Origin of the sequence: Vibrio sp. V30_P3S12P165, assembly GCF_009904905.1 — a bacterium.
GTDB classification, from domain to species: Bacteria; Pseudomonadota; Gammaproteobacteria; order Enterobacterales; family Vibrionaceae; genus Vibrio; species Vibrio fujianensis.
On sequence record NZ_WXWH01000005.1, the window covers coordinates 109,320 to 127,225 of the forward strand.

10 protein-coding genes and 1 riboswitch are annotated in these 17,906 nt (G+C 43.2%); of the genes, 6 read left to right on the top strand and 4 right to left on the bottom strand.

Features of this window, described 5'->3' with window-relative positions; translation table 11 throughout:
* Positions 1 to 2: 2 nt before the first annotated feature.
* Positions 3 to 1,997, bottom strand: a complete 1,995-nt coding sequence (gene csrD, locus CAG57_RS01305; RefSeq protein WP_161428225.1) for an RNase E specificity factor CsrD — start codon at positions 1,995 to 1,997, stop codon at positions 3 to 5.
* 174 nt (positions 1,998 to 2,171) lie between these two features.
* Entirely contained in the window at positions 2,172 to 2,702 is a 531-nt protein-coding gene (locus CAG57_RS01310; RefSeq protein ID WP_161428226.1) for a single-stranded DNA-binding protein, read from the bottom strand.
* A gap of 286 nt (positions 2,703 to 2,988) precedes the next feature.
* Here CAG57_RS01310 and CAG57_RS01315 point away from each other — a divergent pair, with 286 nt between their 5' ends.
* The 4 genes from CAG57_RS01315 to CAG57_RS01330 all read left to right on the top strand — a co-directional run bounded on the left by CAG57_RS01315 (position 2,989) and on the right by CAG57_RS01330 (position 9,558).
* Positions 2,989 to 3,639, top strand: a complete 651-nt coding sequence (locus CAG57_RS01315; protein WP_099611674.1) for a LuxR C-terminal-related transcriptional regulator — start codon at positions 2,989 to 2,991, stop codon at positions 3,637 to 3,639.
* 239 nt (positions 3,640 to 3,878) lie between these two features.
* A complete protein-coding gene (galU, locus tag CAG57_RS01320; protein WP_099611673.1) occupies positions 3,879 to 4,748 on the top strand; it encodes a UTP--glucose-1-phosphate uridylyltransferase GalU in 870 nt (289 codons plus the stop codon).
* Positions 4,749 to 4,884: 136 nt separating this feature from the next.
* Complete coding sequence (gene uvrA, locus CAG57_RS01325; RefSeq protein WP_161427259.1) at positions 4,885 to 7,710, top strand: excinuclease ABC subunit UvrA; 2,826 nt, start codon at positions 4,885 to 4,887, stop codon at positions 7,708 to 7,710.
* 87 nt (positions 7,711 to 7,797) lie between these two features.
* Entirely contained in the window at positions 7,798 to 9,558 is a 1,761-nt protein-coding gene (locus tag CAG57_RS01330; protein ID WP_161427260.1) for a PglL family O-oligosaccharyltransferase, read from the top strand.
* 53 nt (positions 9,559 to 9,611) lie between these two features.
* Here the strand turns inward: CAG57_RS01330 and CAG57_RS01335 are convergent, their stop codons facing one another.
* Entirely contained in the window at positions 9,612 to 10,733 is a 1,122-nt protein-coding gene (locus CAG57_RS01335) for a pyridoxal-phosphate-dependent aminotransferase family protein (protein WP_161427261.1), read from the bottom strand.
* A 178-nt stretch (positions 10,734 to 10,911) separates the two neighbouring features.
* Positions 10,912 to 11,088: riboswitch (Lysine riboswitch) on the top strand.
* Positions 11,089 to 11,195: 107 nt separating this feature from the next.
* Here CAG57_RS01335 and lysC point away from each other — a divergent pair.
* Positions 11,196 to 12,551, top strand: a complete 1,356-nt coding sequence (gene lysC, locus CAG57_RS01340; RefSeq protein ID WP_161427262.1) for a lysine-sensitive aspartokinase 3 — start codon at positions 11,196 to 11,198, stop codon at positions 12,549 to 12,551.
* Positions 12,552 to 12,610: 59 nt separating this feature from the next.
* Here the strand turns inward: lysC and metH are convergent, their stop codons facing one another.
* Positions 12,611 to 16,267: a methionine synthase gene (gene metH, locus CAG57_RS01345; RefSeq protein WP_202597812.1), complete on the bottom strand. Its 3,657-nt coding sequence runs from the start codon at positions 16,265 to 16,267 to the stop codon at positions 12,611 to 12,613.
* Between the two features lie 204 nt (positions 16,268 to 16,471).
* Between metH and CAG57_RS01350 the strand changes: the two genes are divergently transcribed.
* Positions 16,472 to 17,776, top strand: a complete 1,305-nt coding sequence (locus tag CAG57_RS01350) for a cation:proton antiporter (protein WP_161434012.1) — start codon at positions 16,472 to 16,474, stop codon at positions 17,774 to 17,776.
* The last annotated feature ends 130 nt before the right edge of the window (positions 17,777 to 17,906 follow it).

Sequence of the window (17,906 nt, forward strand, 5' to 3'; positions counted from 1 at the left end):
TATTATTTTGTCCGCCATCGGTTTCGTTTACCGGGTTTAACAGAAGGTTGCTTGATTGAATGTGAGGAGATTAACAAAGGCTGCTCGACGTCAAATAAGCGTCCTTGAACACCATTGACCCCTAAAGAAAGCAAACATTGTCGCTCTGCTTCATGTTCAACCCCAACCGCAATCACTTGGGTAGGAGTGCCACTACATACCCCAATCAGACTACGAACAAATAGCTGATTTTCATGGCGTTGATGGATATTTTTGATCAAACTCCGATGAAGCTTAAGATAATCAATATTTAGATCCTTAATGTAATGTGTGGCGACAATGGTGCGCCCCGCTTGGCCAACCACTAATTTACATCCCAATCCACTGATCATTTTCATGACGGGACGCATATAATCGAGATGTTGAGCCAATCGCCCCTCAGCAAATTCAAAAGAGAGCCTTGTTCGCAATGCGATGGGCAATTGCATCAATTCATTACGAAACCATCGCCAATAAAACTTATTCGCAAAAGGAACAACTTGAAGGTTAATCGAATAGTGATCACTTTGCCGTTCATCCCGAATTAACGCAAAAACACGAGCCAGTACGGCTCGATCAAAAGCCACTTCGTATCCTACTGTTTCTATCGCTGAAATAAAACGAGAGGCCTTGAGCAAGCCTTTATCGGGATCATTGATTCGAGCAAACAGCTCGTGATGAACTATGGCCAGTTTATTTGCTGGTGTGATTAAATAACACGCTTGTTGAAATAAGCTAATTTTCTCAGGAAGTAATAACTGATCAAATAACGTTCGCCAACGGACACTGCCACGTTCATCATCGGCCTTAATGGCTTTTTTGAATCGACTCCAAGCGTTTCCGCCTTGCATCTGAGCACTGCGTAAAGCGGTTTCAGTTTCATCAATAATACGACCTCTTCGCTCTCCTTCTCGATACATACTCACTCCGATATGAACCCAATTATTACGATCAATCGGAAATGGAGGAATGATCCTCTCGATGAATTTAAGGCATTGGCTCGCAACATAGACCACTTCTTTTGAGCCTTGATGAGGCATAAATATCGCAAAAACAGACTCATAATAACGCGATAAAATAACATCAGGGTAACGAGCGATAATATTGGTAATGCATTCGCCAACTTCGACGACTAAATCATCAACCACTCGTGGCCCCACCTCTTCTCGCGCAGCATCGAGTTCATCGATCCGAATCATAATCACTCCGCCGTAAGCGCCACTTTCTAATAAGCCGGACTCGAGCTTACTATCAAACAACACTCGGTTCGCCGCTCCGGTTAATTGATCCAGAAAGGTTTGGCTACGGATAAAACTGTCAAATCGGCTTCGCTCTTGACGAGCATCTTGTAACTCTTCAATTAAACGATCTATCGCTTCGCTGGCGGTATAAGGCCATTCACGGAGATCGCCTTTAGCATATTGCTCAACTCGCCCCGCTAAAATCATTCTTCCCCGCTCTTCAAGCAGTTCAGAACCAAGCAGTTGTTCTTTAAGCCACTTAATGCCTTGAACTAAGCAAAAAACAATCAAAGCGACCGCCAATGAAATTGCCCCCATTGCACTCATTGAATAGTCATAGCTCAGGTAAGGCGGGACGGCTTTAAAATGGATACGGTAACCTTGATGATGCGCTAAAACAAAATCAGCTTGATATAAACGTTCCGTGGCGATTTTAGATGATGAATCATTGAAACGATATACGATCCCAGCCTCGGAAGAGAGCTGCATTTCGACAATATTCGAGGCTTGTAACATTTTAGGCATCCAAGCCTGCATTGAATCCATGGCATTTGGCTCTTGAAGTTCTTTATCCACCACGTCAACAATGCCACGCAAGTAATGATTCAAGTACTCTTGCCCTAATTTCTGAAAAGAGAGTGTTCCTCCTAAAAAAAGAATAAACATGGCACTGGTTACAATTACCGTAACAAAAGCAACCAAGCGTGTACTCAATTTAAGTGTTGGGGTATAGCGCATGAAGCTGAAGTTCCTTTTCACCCACTGATTGAGAAAACGAGGCTCACACAGCATTGAGTCTGGCTAGCAACCAACTCGATGCATAGAGACAAGGCATATAAATCAAAGCATAACGTACACTATCACTATATAAAAAAGCCGCGTATTTCGCGGCTTTTTTTCAAAATTAGAGTCCTAGAATGGGATATCGTCGTCAAAATCCATTGGCGGCTCATTATATTGCGGTTGAGCGGCTTGAGGAGCGGCTGGTTGCTGCGGCTTAGGAGAATGGGCTGCTGGTTGTTGTGGCTGTCCCCACTGGCTTTGTTGACCTTGATTCATGCCACCTTGCGCTGACGCACCACTTTGCTGGCCGCGGTTCCCTAAGATCTGAGCTTCACCGACTGGCCATCGCACAACCACTTCGGTGGTGTACCTTTCTTGGCCTTGCTGATCTTGCCATTTACGGGTTTGTAGTTGCCCATCAATATAAACTTGAGTACCTTTTTTGGCATACTCACCAATAAACTCAGCGGTTTTACCAAACACAGAGACACGATGCCATTCTGTCTTTTCACGTTGTTCGCCGGTCGCTTTGTCACGCCAAGTGTCTGAAGTCGCTACAGTCAAGTTGACCATCGCATCCCCACTCGGCATATAGCGAACCTCTGGATCCTGACCTAAGTTGCCGATCAAGATAACTTTGTTCACACCACGGGTTGCCATTATTTGCTCCGTTTACCATCTTTCGATTTAGAAATAGTTTGTAAGAATAGCACGCTTTCTTATCAGTACCAATGCTCTGTCGTAGTGTGCTTCTCTCTCTTCATCTAATCGATAGACAGAGGCCATTTTTTCCGGCCATTCTCACTTTTTTCAGTTTTGATAATATCCTCATTTACTTGTCATATTGAAAAGCCACGCAAAATAAACATTCTCGTTTCGCATCAAGCCTCATTGTTCGGCATGGTGCTCATAATACTTAATCTTCGCCATACTCAAGGATGCAGTCATGCCAAGATCAAACTATGCTCGAACCATATATTATCTAACGTTAGATGAGAAAAGTGCCACGCCGCCTCTTTTACGTGATGCAATTGAACAGCTCGCTATTCCTATTCCAAAAATCGAACCAGAGCAACTGATTAGTGCTTATCAACACTCAAAACATAAAATTTTGTTATTGGATCATCAACAACATGAATCAATCAGACTACGCCTTGGCCCATTACAACTCACCAGCCCTCATTTGGAAACCATTCTATTTAATGTAGAAAAACGACTCCATACCGATACGCTGTTAAATTTTGGGAATTTAAAAGGAGTTTTCTACCAAACGGAAACGGCGGACAAGTTAGCACATGGCTTAGCTGAAATTATCAATGGGCAAAACTGGCTACCTCGTCATGTCTCTAGTCAATTACTGCATTATTACCGTTACATTTTTCAAGAGCATCAAATTAAGGCCACTATAAACCTCACCGCAAGAGAGCTTCAAATATTACGCTGCTTACAAACAGGAGCATCCAATATGAACATTGCGGAAAATTTATTCATTAGCGAATTTACGGTAAAGTCCCATCTATATCAGATCTTTAAGAAAATATCGGTCAAAAACCGAACTCAAGCCATTGCATGGGCCAACCAACGTCTCTTCTCTTAATTGAGTCTATCAGCACATTTTCAATTCATAATGCCGAGAATGTGCTGAATACTCAAAACAGAACATGGTAAAGTTGCGACACTCTTGTAATTCATTATTCACCATAGACAAAAATTACCGTATTGTTTTGATCATATAAGCGGTTGCAAGCTAGACAAAACTTGGCTAACAACGGCTCGATATGAAAAAGTGATACGGTCTTTTTTCTATTGATAATTCATAATAATAGGGCTTTTACTATGATTAACAAATGCCTTTTCCCGGCAGCAGGCTACGGCACCCGTTTTCTCCCAGCAACCAAATCGATGCCAAAAGAGATGATGCCTATCGTCAATAAACCATTGATTGAATATGGCGTTGAAGAAGCAATTCAGGCGGGAATGACGGGGATGTGTATTGTAACCGGACGAGGCAAACATGCCATCATGGATCATTTCGATATGAACTATGAGTTAGAGCACCAAATTCGTGGTACCAACAAAGAAGAATTATTGATCGATATTCGAAAGATCATCGAAACCGCACAATTTACCTATATTCGTCAACGTGAAATGAAAGGTTTAGGCCATGCCATTTTAACTGGACGAGAACTCGTCGGTGACGAACCATTTGCGGTCGTCTTAGCCGATGACTTATGTGTCAATGAACAGCAAGGCGTTCTAGCGCAAATGGTCGCGCTTTATAAACAATTTCGCTGTTCAATTGTTGCCGTTCAAGAAGTGCCCGTCGATGAAACCCATAAATATGGGGTGATTTCCGGTGAAGTGATTAAAGACGACCTGTTCCGTGTCGATGATATGGTTGAAAAACCAGAACCCGGTACCGCACCAAGCAATTTAGCCATTATTGGCCGTTATATTCTTACTCCTGATATTTTTGAGCTTATCGAGCAAACCGAACCCGGTAAAGGGGGCGAGATCCAAATCACCGATGCCCTACTCAAACAAGCGAAAGCAGGCTGCGTACTTGCCTATAAATTTAAAGGTAGACGTTTCGATTGCGGCAGCGTAGAAGGGTATATTGAAGCAACCAATTACTGTTATGAGCATTTATACCAACAAAATGAACAGCATGTCACTCTGGCCAAACAATCTACCACAAAGTCTTAATCATTAATTTTTCCCGATTTTTAAAGCCATCCACTGGGTGGCTTTAATTTATTACTGTTTTTTTATCCAGTGATTATTGCACAAATCTCACTCTATGTAATACTTGTGCAACTTGGCATTACATAGAGTTGATCTGATGGACACAATCGAAGTACGTGGTGCTCGTACCCATAATTTAAAGAATATTAACCTGACGATTCCCCGTGATAAGTTAATTGTCGTCACCGGTTTATCCGGTTCGGGAAAATCTTCTCTCGCTTTTGATACGCTATACGCAGAGGGCCAGCGTCGTTATGTGGAATCGCTTTCCGCTTATGCTAGGCAGTTTCTATCTTTAATGGAAAAGCCCGATGTCGATCACATCGAAGGGCTTTCTCCTGCTATCTCTATTGAACAAAAATCCACCTCGCATAATCCTCGCTCAACCGTAGGAACAATTACTGAGGTGTATGACTATTTACGCTTACTTTATGCGCGCGTGGGCGAACCCCGCTGTCCTGAACACCACGTTCCTCTCGCGGCGCAAACCATCAGTCAAATGGTTGATCAAGTATTGGCCCTCCCTGAAGGTTCAAAAATGATGCTGCTTGCTCCCATTATCAAAGAGCGTAAAGGCGAACACGTTAAAACATTAGAAAATTTAGCAGCACAGGGATTTATCCGGGCCCGTATTGACGGTGAAACTTGTGATCTCACCGACCCTCCCACACTAGAATTACATAAGAAACATACCATTGAAGTGGTGGTTGATCGGTTTAAAGTTCGCACCGATCTCCAGCAACGTTTAGCTGAATCCTTTGAAACTGCCCTAGAGTTATCAGGTGGGCTTGTGGTGATAGCCCCGATGGAAGAAGAAGGGGAAGAGCTAATTTTCTCAGCCAACTTTGCTTGCCCACACTGCGGCTATAGTATGCGTGAACTAGAGCCTCGCTTATTCTCATTTAATAACCCGGCAGGTGCCTGCCCAACTTGTGATGGATTAGGTGTACAACAATATTTTGATCCTACCCGAGTGATTCAAGATGCAAGCTTAAGCCTTGCACAGGGAGCGATTCGCGGTTGGGATCAAAAAAATTACTATTATTTTCAGATGCTCACCTCATTAGCAGAACACTATAATTTTGATTTGCATACCCCATTTAATAAACTGTCGAAACGTATCCAAGATATGATTTTACAAGGATCTGGGCGTAGTGAGATTGAATTCAAATACGTGAATGATCGTGGGGATATTCGAGTAAAACGCCATCCCTTTGAGGGGATCTTGCATAATTTAGAGCGTCGCTATCGAGAAACTGAGTCCAACTCAGTCCGCGAAGAGTTAGTGAAATACATCTCGACCAAGCCCTGTACTGGTTGCCATGGAACGCGTTTACGTATTGAAGCTCGTAATGTGTTTATTCACAATACCGCACTGCCTGACGTGGTCGAACTCAGCATTGCCGATGCATTAATCTTTTTTCAATCACTCCAATTAGAAGGTCAACGAGCACAAATTGCCGATAAGGTGATGAAGGAGATCATCGACCGTTTGCAATTTCTGGTCAATGTCGGGCTAAATTATCTCAATTTATCACGCAGTGCAGAAACCCTTTCTGGGGGGGAAGCGCAACGAATTCGCTTAGCCAGTCAAATTGGTGCCGGATTAGTGGGTGTGATGTATGTATTGGATGAACCATCGATTGGTCTTCATCAACGGGATAATGAGCGACTGCTGAAAACCTTAACTCATTTACGGGATCTCGGTAATACTGTACTGGTGGTTGAACATGATGAAGATGCCATTCGTATGGCAGATCATGTGATTGATATTGGCCCAGGAGCCGGAGTGCATGGCGGGACAATTGTGGCAGAAGGTGATGTGGCTAACATCATTGCAACCCCCGATTCATTGACGGGTCAATATCTCAGTGGGGTAAAGAAAATTGCCGTTCCCAAACAACGCGTGATTCGAGATCCCCAAAAAACTGTCCAGTTAATTGGCGCTTCAGGTAACAACCTAAAAAATGTCACCCTCTCACTGCCAGTTGGTCTATTCACTTGCATCACGGGGGTCTCTGGCTCAGGTAAATCAACCTTAATTAACGATACTTTCTTTAGTATTGCGCATGCAGCTTTAAACGGAGCAACCACTGCCACGCCTGCACCTTATAAAGAAATCAAAGGGCTAGAACACTTTGATAAAGTTATCGATATTGATCAGAGCCCAATTGGCCGAACGCCTCGTTCTAACCCTGCTACTTATACCGGGATTTTCACCCCAATCCGAGAGCTTTTTTCTGGTACTCAAGAGTCTCGCTCACGCGGTTATAAGCCCGGGCGATTCAGCTTCAACGTACGAGGAGGACGATGTGAAGCGTGCCAAGGCGACGGTGTCATCAAGGTTGAAATGCACTTTTTACCCGATGTGTACGTGCCTTGTGATGCGTGCAAAGGAAAGCGTTACAATCGTGAAACGTTGGAAGTTCGCTATAAAGGAAAAACCATCGATGAAGTTTTGGATATGACCATTGAAGATGCTCATGCGTTCTTTGCCCCCGTCCCTGTCATCGCTCGTAAATTACAAACCTTGATCGATGTTGGATTATCCTATATTCGCTTAGGACAGTCGGCCACCACGCTATCGGGAGGCGAAGCACAACGGGTTAAATTGGCACGTGAGTTGTCCAAAAGAGATACAGGAAAAACACTGTATATCCTAGATGAACCGACAACGGGATTACATTTTCACGATATTCAACAGTTACTCACCGTTTTACACCGTTTGCGTGATAGGGGGAATACAGTGGTGGTTATCGAGCACAACCTTGATGTGATTAAAACGGCGGACTGGATCGTTGATCTGGGCCCTGAAGGCGGCCAAGGTGGTGGCTTTATTATCGCCGAAGGCACACCAGAAGATGTGGCGCAGGTCGAAGGATCACACACCGCTCGCTTTCTAAAACCAATATTAGCGGGATAACTCTATATTGAGAGAAAAAAAAACGTTAAAGTACAGAAACCAGTCACTCAGTGCTGGTTTCTTTTTTCATCATAGACAGTGAGACGTATGGCAACCTTGCTACTGAGCGGTACACGACTTGAGCCTCAGCCGCCAATCGCACCATTAAATAAAGCATTTATTCTCTCTCTGGGAGGTGTTTATTTAGTGGCGATGCATTTTTTCATGCCGAATCCTGGAGGATCTGGGCTAGCTCTGTCTTTTAATCCGACCACGTGGATAGCAATCAGTGTTACGATAGCAATTGGTCTATATCAATTAGCGACTTATCAATCGATACGGTATTCTAAGCTAACATTCATTTTATTGGTCTGCTGCTGCATCCTTTCTCTTCCCATCTTTTATACCAATGCCTATTGGCAAGGTAGTATTGGGCGGCTCACTGGATTATGGGCGGGGTTTATTCTCTTTACCGTTTTACAGCAATTCCGTTTTAGTAATACGCATAAGCAACGCTTGCTTTGGTACATCATTTTAGCATGTCTTATCGAAGCGCTATGGGGACTCATCCAATACTTTATCTTATCTCCGGGTAATCCATTCGGATATGATACCAATACCAATCGCCCTTATGGTATTTTTCAGCAACCGAATGTTATGGCCAGTTTTCTAGCCACCGGCCTCATTCTCTCTGGCTATCTACTGGCACGCCAACCGAAAAAATACAACAAACACTTACGTGAGGTGGGGTTACTTTATTTAACGCCTCTACTAACTCTGCCTTTACTCATTGTTCTTGCTTCTCGGACTGGTTGGCTGGCAACCGTGCTTGGTGTAATACTACTGTTACCTTATTTACACCGTTTTTCACCCAGACAGCGTTTTATCAACTGGCTTATTGCCATATTAGCGGGCATATTTCTTGGTTATATGGCTATGTATAGTCAAAGTAGCGCCGAGCGAGTGGTAGAAAAAATCAAGATTGAAAGCCCTCGCCAATACACTTTCCCACAAACTCTGGATATGCTGATTGAAAAACCATTTACTGGTTATGGCTATGGCAGATTTGAAACGCAATATATCCTCTATACTGCTCGCCAACATCAACTCAATCCAAGCTATCCACCAGGTCTTGCAGCAATGGATCATCCTCATAATGAGCTATTATTTTGGGGCGTTGAAGGGGGGTTACTGCCTTTAGTGGCGATTCTACTCGCAGCTGGGTTTGTTTTGCTCCGATTACGTTCAGCGAAAAAAGGCACCAGACGCGCGATGCTTGCCTTACTGATTCCAATTACGTTGCACAGCCAATTAGAGTACCCCTTCTACCATTCAGCGATTCATTGGATAAGCTTTATTATTTTATTGTTTTGGATAGAACAACGTGTGGCAAAATACCATGTCATTCCCTTTAACCAAATCAGCAAGTCTTCATTACGTATCACAAGTTTAATGCTGCCAATAGCCACCAGCCTGTATATGCTTAGCGCTTTACATAGCAATTATGTACTGACTCAATTTGAAAAATCTTATCCGCGGGATCCAAATATTTTACAAAACATCAGCAACCCTGTGGTATGGAAAGATAGATTTGACTGGGATATTTATAGCACTTACTTAAACATTGGCTTGCACCAACAAAAAGCGGAATACATCCAACCCTATATTAATTGGTCACAACAAATCATTAGGCGTAAACCTCGACCAGCGTTTTATCATAATTTGATTTTAGCCTATCAGGGGATCGGAGATCATAGCCGAGCAGAACAGATCCGGTTTGAAGCTGAATTCCTTTTTCCTAAATATGATTTTAGTCTCCCCCTCGAGCAACTTCCTACCAAAATCTCGGCAAGTTTATCGGCGGGTTAAAAACCGCCTCTTCATTCGCCAAGCGATGAGTGACCGCTTGGCGAAAACAATGCTCACGAAGCAAGAACCTCTTCTAACGCTTTAAGACAAAGGGCTATATTTTCAGATCTTGCACCATATCCCATCACGCCTATACGCCACGCTTTACCCGCTAAAACGCCTAATCCTGCTCCTATTTCTAAATTATATTCATTAAGAATACAATGACGAACCGCCACATCGTCGACGCCTGAAGGAATATAAACTGCATTAAGTTGAGGCAGGCGACTGGCTTCATCAACCACAAACGTCAGCCCTAATTTTTCTAACCCTTGTTTGAGTTTGTTATGCATCCGTTGATGGCGGGCCCACGCATTTTCTAGCCCCTCATTTTTGAGTAACAATAGCGCTTCATGCAACGCGTATAAACTATTCACCGGAGCCGTATGGTGATAACTGCGCCTTCCTTCCCCACTCCAATACCCTAAGACTAAACTTTGATCTAAAAACCAACTTTGAATGGGCGTCGTTCGCGATTGAATTTTCTCGATCGCTTTCGGTGAAAACGTTAAGGGAGCAAGGCCAGGGACGCAAGAAAGACATTTTTGACTGCCGGAATAGACCGCATCTAATTGCCATTCATCCACAAATAATGGAACACCACCTAAAGAGGTGACGGCATCCACAATCGTCAGCATATGGTGTTGTTTTGCTAATCGCCCCAAAGCTTGTACATCGCTTAACGCGCCGGTTGAAGTTTCAGCATGCACAAAAGCTAAGATTTTTGCATCTGGATGTGACTTTAGTGTGTCTTCAACTTTATCCACCGAGACCGGCTTGCCCCATTCATCATCGACTACAATAACCTCGCCTCCACAGCGAACCGCATTGTCTCGCATTCGCTCACCAAAGACACCATTACGACAGACAATAACTTTGTCACCGGGCTCAATTAAGTTAACAAAACAAGCTTCCATCCCTGCACTACCAGGAGCAGAAACCGCGATAGTAAATTCATTGTCAGTCTGAAAAGCATATTTTAATAGCTGTTTAAGTTCATCCATCATGCCAATAAACAAAGGATCCAGATGACCAATGGTTGGGCGGCTCAACGCTTGTAATACTTGGGGATAAATATCTGATGGACCCGGCCCCATTAGGATACGATGGGGCGGAATAAAACGACGAATGCTCATAGCAGCTCCTTGCTTTTTAGAGTAACAACATCAAGGTTAATGCAAATCCTTCTTGGTCACAATTCGACTGAAGTCTAGAGGTCAAACCAGTTTCTTATTTTGAGCATTTTAATTTTTCATTTTATAAACCATTTACGATTGACATTCATGAAACAAAACCGTTCAATGAATAGGCTATTTAAGCAGAAGAGGAGCACTACCCAGGTAGATGTTTTGTGGAGCCTCAACTCCCAAACAAAACATTGAGGGGGAGTAGTGCCGAGATAAACCAAAGATGAGGCTTTGATTTATCGGTTGATTGGGCTGAATCCTATCAACTGTCATCAGAATCGACTGATGAAGAGCTTCTGAGGAAACCTACCTATTGTGCTACCTCTGCTTTGCTCTAATTTATCTCTCTTCAAACATTGGAAGTTGGTTTACCAACCATTTTTATTTATAGGAAATATCGGGAGAAATACCGTGAGCGCATTCAATGTGGCCAAATTTGGCGGAACCAGTGTCGCAAACTTCGAAGCAATGAGCCGTTGTTCTGCAATTATCGAACAAAATCCACACACCAAGCTTGTTGTGATCAGCGCATGCGCTGGGGTAACCAATTTATTAATTGAGCTTGCTAATGGTATTCAAGTACCTGAAGAACGCCAAGCCATTATTAAAAAATTGGCAGAAATCCACCATTCGATCATCGAACAGCTCTCAAATACAACCACGGTAGCCGCAGAAGTGAATGCTATCTTAGAGAGTGTCGCCTGTGCTGCAGAAGCGGCATCATTTCAAACCAGCAAAAAGCTGACTGATCACTTAGTCGCCTGCGGAGAGTTAATGTCGACCCATATTTTAACGCAATTAATGCGTGAACGTGGCGTCGATGCTCAACGATTTGATATCCGCCAAGTCATGCGGACGGATACTCACTATGGTCAAGCAGAACCTCAAGTCGAAGCACTACAACAATTAGTGCAAGAACACTTATTACCACTTTGCCAACAACACGTCGTCATTACTCAAGGCTTTATTGGTTCTGATGAACAGGGCAATACGACCACTTTAGGACGTGGAGGAAGTGACTATTCTGCCGCGCTAATTGCAGAGTCACTCCGAGCTTCTGGCTTAGAAATTTGGACTGATGTTCCGGGCATCTATACGACGGATCCACGTATCGCTCCAAAAGCGGCCCCCATTGCTGAAATTAGTTTTAACGAAGCGTCTGAAATGGCAAATTTTGGTGCAAAAATTCTCCACCCATCGACGTTAGTGCCAGCCCTTCGTCATGGTATTCCTGTTTTTGTCGGCTCATCAAAAGAACCAGAAAAAGGAGGCACATGGATTCGTCAAGCCGTGGAAAGCGCTCCGCCATTTCGTGCGTTAGCCTTACGCTGTAATCAAACTATGGTCACATTACGTAGTGCAAAAATGTTTCATGCTTACGGTTTTTTAGCCAAGGTATTTGAGATTTTAGCTAAACATAAGATCTCGGTTGATCTGATCACAACGTCTGAAATTAGTGTCTCTTTGACACTAGATAAAACAGATACTTCTGGCGGCAATCCCGAATTACCACAAACGGTACGCGAAGAATTAGCAGCGCTGTGTACTGTTGAAGTGGAACATGATCTTTGTCTAGTGGCGTTAATTGGGAATAAGATGAAAGATCGCCCGGGCTATGCAAAACAAGTCTTTGGTGCATTAGAAAACTTCAATCTACGCATGATCTGCTACGGTGCTAGTGCTCATAATCTGTGCTTCTTAGTAAACAGTCAGGATGGAAAAGCGGTGATTCAAACACTGCATCAGGAACTACTTGAACAAGCATAATCGTTCAGAAAAACTAAAAAAGAAGGTCTCCGATGGTGACCTTCTTTTTTATTGAACAGCTAGCCGTTAATATTTGGGCCTAACCACTTCTCGGCCATCAAACTATCCCACCCTTTTCGCTCTGCATAACTTTGCACTTGATCGTCTTGGATCTGAGCAATGGCAAAGTAACGCGAGTCTGGATGAGAAAAATACCAACCAGAAACAGAAGAGCCTGGCCACATGGCATAACTTGAAGTCAATGACATACCGATCATTTCTTCCACATTCAGCATCTTCCACAAGGTTCCTTTTTCTGTGTGTTCTGGACAAGCTGGGTAACCGGGAGCAGGACGTATGCCTTGATATTTTTCTCGAATCAGATCTTCATTAGCCAAATTTTCATCAGGCGCATAGCCCCAAATTTTCTTTCGAACCTGTTGATGTAAATATTCGGCAAACGCTTCCGCTAAACGATCAGCAACCGCTTGGATCATTATCGCGTTATAATCATCACCTTGCGCTTTATAGGCATCAGCTAATTCACGCTCACCAATTCCACCTGTCACCGCAAAAGCGCCAATCCAGTCTTTTTTACCGCTCGATTTCGGGGCAATATAGTCCGCTAAGCAATAGTTTGCACCCTTAGGTTTTTCTGTTTGTTGCCGTAAGTGATGCAGCACATGGGCAACTTCTGAGCGCGTTTCATCGGTATAAACTTCAATATCATCGCCGATACTGGCAGCAGGAAATAGCCCGCAGATCCCTTTGGCTTGTAAAATGCCTTCCCGTTCAACTCTATCCAACAGTTCATTTGCATCATTCAATAGGCGTTGAGCTTCTTCCCCTACTTCCTCATGCTGTAGTATTGCTGGATATTTCCCCATCAAAGACCAAGTCATAAAAAAAGGCGTCCAATCAATATAGTGGCGTAACGTCGCCACAGAGCAGGTTTCAAAAACATGGATGCCCGGTTGAGCTGGAGCTGGAGGCGTATAAGCTTGCCAATCTATGGTCGCTTTATTGGATCGTGCTTTTTCCAAACTCACTGGACGAGTTTTCGGTTTCTTTCTCGCATGTTGATCTCGGGTACGTTGATAATCTAAATTCAGTTTTTCTATAAAAGCGGGGCGCAATTCATCGGATAATAATGATGAACAGACCCCAACAGCCCGAGAAGCATTATTGACATAAACCACGGGATGACGGTAGTTCTGCTCAATTTTTACCGCCGTGTGTGCTTTCGATGTGGTCGCACCACCAATAAGAAGAGGCAACTCAAAACCTTGTCGCCCCATTTCTTTCGCTACATGTACCATTTCATCCAGCGACGGAGTGATCAACCCTGATAGGCCGATAATGTCGACCTTCTCTTCACGAGCAACCTTTAAGATCTGTTCACAAGGCACCATAACGCCGAGATCTATAATGTCATAGTTATTACACTGCAAAACCACACCGACAATATTTTTTCCGATGTCATGCACATCGCCTTTCACCGTGGCAAGCAAGATTTTTCCATTGGTCGAACCGGCTTGTTTAAGCGCATTAATATAGGGTTCTAAATAAGCGACCGCTTGTTTCATGACCCGTGCCGATTTAACCACTTGTGGTAAGAACATCTTCCCTTCACCGAAAAGATCGCCCACTACGTTCATTCCATCCATTAATGGGCCTTCAATCACATCTATCGGCTTGGAAGCTTGTTGACGGGCTTGTTCCGTATCTTCAACAATAAACTCGGTGATTCCTTTTACCAAAGCATGTTCTAAGCGCTTTTCCACCGGCCAAGTTCGCCACGCTAACAGTGCTGGATCATCGACCTTACCTACCGCATTGTCTCGGTACTGTTCTGCTATCTCTAATAAGCGTTCAGTTGAATCTGGTCGACGGTTAAGAACAACGTCTTCCACGGCTTCACGTAAAGACAAGGGAACATTATCGTAAATTTCAAGCTGACCGGCGTTAACAATGCCCATATCCATGCCATTTTTAAAGCAGTGGTAGAGGAAAACGGCATGAATCGCTTCTCGAACATAATTATTGCCACGAAAGGAGAAGGAAACATTAGATACACCACCGGAAATCATCGCATGTGGTAGATTGCGCTTAATATCCGCAACGGCTTCAATAAAATCAACCGCATAATTATTATGTTCATCAATGCCTGTTGCCACGGCAAAAATATTCGGGTCAAAAATAATATCTTCCGCAGGAAATCCCACTTCATCGACTAAGATTCGATAGGCATTGCTGCATATTTCAACTTTTCGTTCTTTCGTATCAGCTTGGCCGACTTCATCAAACGCCATCACAATCACAGCGGCACCATAACGGCGAACTAATTTGGCTTGTTCAACAAATTTATCTTTCCCTTCTTTTAGAGAGATAGAGTTCACAATGCCTTTGCCTTGAATGCATTTGAGACCAGCCTCAATTACCTCCCATTTCGAGGAATCAACCATAATCGGTACTTTGGATATTTCGGGTTCAGAAGCACACAGCTGTAAAAATCGAACCATGCAGGCTTCGGCATCCAACATCCCTTCATCCATATTGATATCGATGATTTGTGCGCCATTAGCCACTTGTTCTCGAGCCACCTCGAGTGCTTCATCATATTGTTCTTCTCTAATGAGCCGCTTAAAGCGAGCGGAGCCCGTAACATTAGTCCGCTCCCCCACGTTAACAAACAAGGTTTCTTTACCAATATTGAGTGGTTCTAAGCCAGATAAACGACACTCCACGTTGAGGTCAGGTAAAGCACGAGGTGTGATCCCCTCCACCGCTTTCGCCATTGCAGCAATGTGTTCAGGTGTTGTTCCACAGCACCCTCCCACTAAGTTTAAAAAGCCGGAGGCTGCCCATTCCGCAATATGCTCAGCCATCTCTTCCGCAGAGAGATCGTATTCACCAAAAGCATTCGGTAAGCCAGCATTAGGATGGGCAGAAACATAGCTTTCAGAGATACGAGCCAGTTCTGCAACATATTGTCGAAGTTCATCCGGCCCTAAAGCACAGTTAAGACCGAAAGAGAGTGGCCGAACATGGCGTAGGGAATTGTAAAAGGCTTCTGTGGTTTGGCCTGAGAGCGTACGGCCTGAGGCGTCAGTGATTGTCCCGGAGATCATCACCGGCAAAGTCACACCTAACGCTTCAAAAACAGAATCGACCGCAAAAGCACAAGCTTTCGCATTCAGAGTATCAAAGATCGTTTCAATCAGAATAAGATCGCACCCGCCTTTAATTAACGCTCGCGTTGATTCAGAATAGGCAATCACAAGTTGATCAAAAGTAATATTTCGATATCCCGGATCGTTAACATCAGGAGAAAGGGAACATGTCCGGTTGGTTGGTCCTAATACACCTGCGACATAACGGGGTTTATCCGGCGTTTTAGCTGTCCATTCATCCGCGGCTTCACGTGCTAATTGGGCGGCGGCGAAGTTAATTTCTGCACTGAATGATTGCATGTCGTAATCAGCCATGGCAATCGTCGTTGCATTAAAGGTATTGGTTTCAAGAATATCCGCACCCGCAGCTAAGTAGGCGGAATGAATATCTTTGATCAACTGAGGTTGAGTCAGCACCAATAAGTCATTATTTCCTTTCACATCACAGTGCCAATTAGCAAAACGCTCACCGCGGTAATCCAGTTCTTGCAACTGATACCCCTGAATCATGGTGCCCATACCACCATCAATCAATAAAATACGCTGTTTGAGCTGCGCTTCCATTTTTTGTCTTATATTACTTCCCACTGTAAAGCCTCACTCCATTGTCTTTATTCACATCCTACCATAGAAAATTTAGAAATCTAGACGTCTAAAATCTTATTGTTTTTCCCCATAAACCTGATCCATATTGCGCAGAAAAGGTTTGCTATTTGTTCACAATCCACCGAGAATTTCACTCATATTTTGTTACATAATGAGAAAACTATGTCGGTCTATTACACCTTATGCTTTTTATCGGCAGCCGCAATGATGATTGCTTTTATTAATAGTAAAATAGTTAAGATGCAAACCACCATTGCAATCACTGCTGGGTCTATGATGCTGTCATTATTAATCATTCTTGCTGGGCAAAATGATGGTTTTCACTTGAAACAAATTGCAACTGAGACGATCACAAGTATTAACTTTGAAAACTTTTTACTTAAAGGGATTCTTGGATTTTTACTCTTCGCTGGCGGACTTGGTATTAAGTTACCCAATTTAAAGGACCAAAAGTGGGAAATTATCGCTTTAGCCTTAGGTGCCACCCTCTTCTCAACTTTTTTTATCGGCTTTATCCTTTATGCTTTTTGCCAATTTATAGGCATTCAACTTGATCTTATTTATTGCTTACTTTTTGGCTCACTGATCTCACCAACCGATCCGATTGCTGTACTCGCCATCGTCAAGAAACTCGATGCGCCAAAACGGATCGCGACTCAAATAGAAGGAGAATCGCTATTTAATGATGGATTTGGTTTAGTTATTTTTGTGACTTTATTCATCATTGCCTTCGGAAATGAAACTCCGAGTATTCTTAGCGTCAGCACTCTCTTTGCTCAAGAAGCCATTGGCGGCATTGTTTATGGTTTTTTTCTTGGACTCTTATTTCATTATTTGATTAGTGCCACCGATGACCATTCAATGGAACTATTACTGACCATTGGTATTCCGACTGCTGGTTATGTTTTTGCTGATGTTATCCATGTTTCTGGTCCATTAGCGATGGTGGTGTCAGGCATTATGATCGGTAACTGGACTCGTTTTATTGGTTTTTCTAAAGAGAGTGAAGAACATCTCGATCACTTCTGGGAACTAGTGGATGAGTTTTTAAATGGCGTATTATTTTTGCTGATTGGTATGTCAATGTTACTGTTTGAATTTCATCAAGAAGATTGGATTTTAATGGCATTAGCTATTCCACTAGTACTATGTGGACGCTATCTAAGTGTGTGGATATCTTATTTGGGCTTCAAACGCTTTCGTCGTTACAATCCATGGTCTGTAAAAATTCTGACGTGGGGAGGGCTCCGTGGTGGGTTAGCTTTAGCAATGGCCTTATCCATCCCTGCAGGAGTCATGGTGATTCCTGATAAATTAATTGATGTCAAAGAGATTTTAATGGTCATGACTTATGCCGTTGTGGTTTTCTCCATTTTGGTTCAAGGCTCAACCATTACCCCCATGATTGAAAAAGCGAAAAAAGCAGAGCAAAAACTTGAAACTGACACTAACAATACAAGTCAGTAACTCGAAACAGACATAGAAACGAATTCTACAGAAAGCAGGGTTACAGAACTCTGCTTTTTTATATCCAGAAATAATACCAATCTAAATAAAAATATGATCTAATTAAGGCTATTTAACTACTACCGTCATT

Excerpts from the sequence above, each read along its gene's own strand:
- csrD (WP_161428225.1), bottom strand. The coding sequence starts at position 1,997 with ATGCGCTATACCCCAACACTTAAATTGAGTACACGCTTGGTTGCTTTT.
- CAG57_RS01310 (WP_161428226.1), bottom strand. The coding sequence starts at position 2,702 with ATGGCAACCCGTGGTGTGAACAAAGTTATCTTGATCGGCAACTTAGGT.
- galU (WP_099611673.1), top strand. The coding sequence starts at position 3,879 with ATGATTAACAAATGCCTTTTCCCGGCAGCAGGCTACGGCACCCGTTTT.
- CAG57_RS01330 (WP_161427260.1), top strand. The coding sequence starts at position 7,798 with ATGGCAACCTTGCTACTGAGCGGTACACGACTTGAGCCTCAGCCGCCA.
- metH (WP_202597812.1), bottom strand. The coding sequence starts at position 16,267 with ATGGAAGCGCAGCTCAAACAGCGTATTTTATTGATTGATGGTGGTATG.
- CAG57_RS01315 (WP_099611674.1), top strand. The coding sequence starts at position 2,989 with ATGCCAAGATCAAACTATGCTCGAACCATATATTATCTAACGTTAGAT.
- uvrA (WP_161427259.1), top strand. The coding sequence starts at position 4,885 with ATGGACACAATCGAAGTACGTGGTGCTCGTACCCATAATTTAAAGAAT.
- CAG57_RS01350 (WP_161434012.1), top strand. The coding sequence starts at position 16,472 with ATGTCGGTCTATTACACCTTATGCTTTTTATCGGCAGCCGCAATGATG.
- CAG57_RS01335 (WP_161427261.1), bottom strand. The coding sequence starts at position 10,733 with ATGAGCATTCGTCGTTTTATTCCGCCCCATCGTATCCTAATGGGGCCG.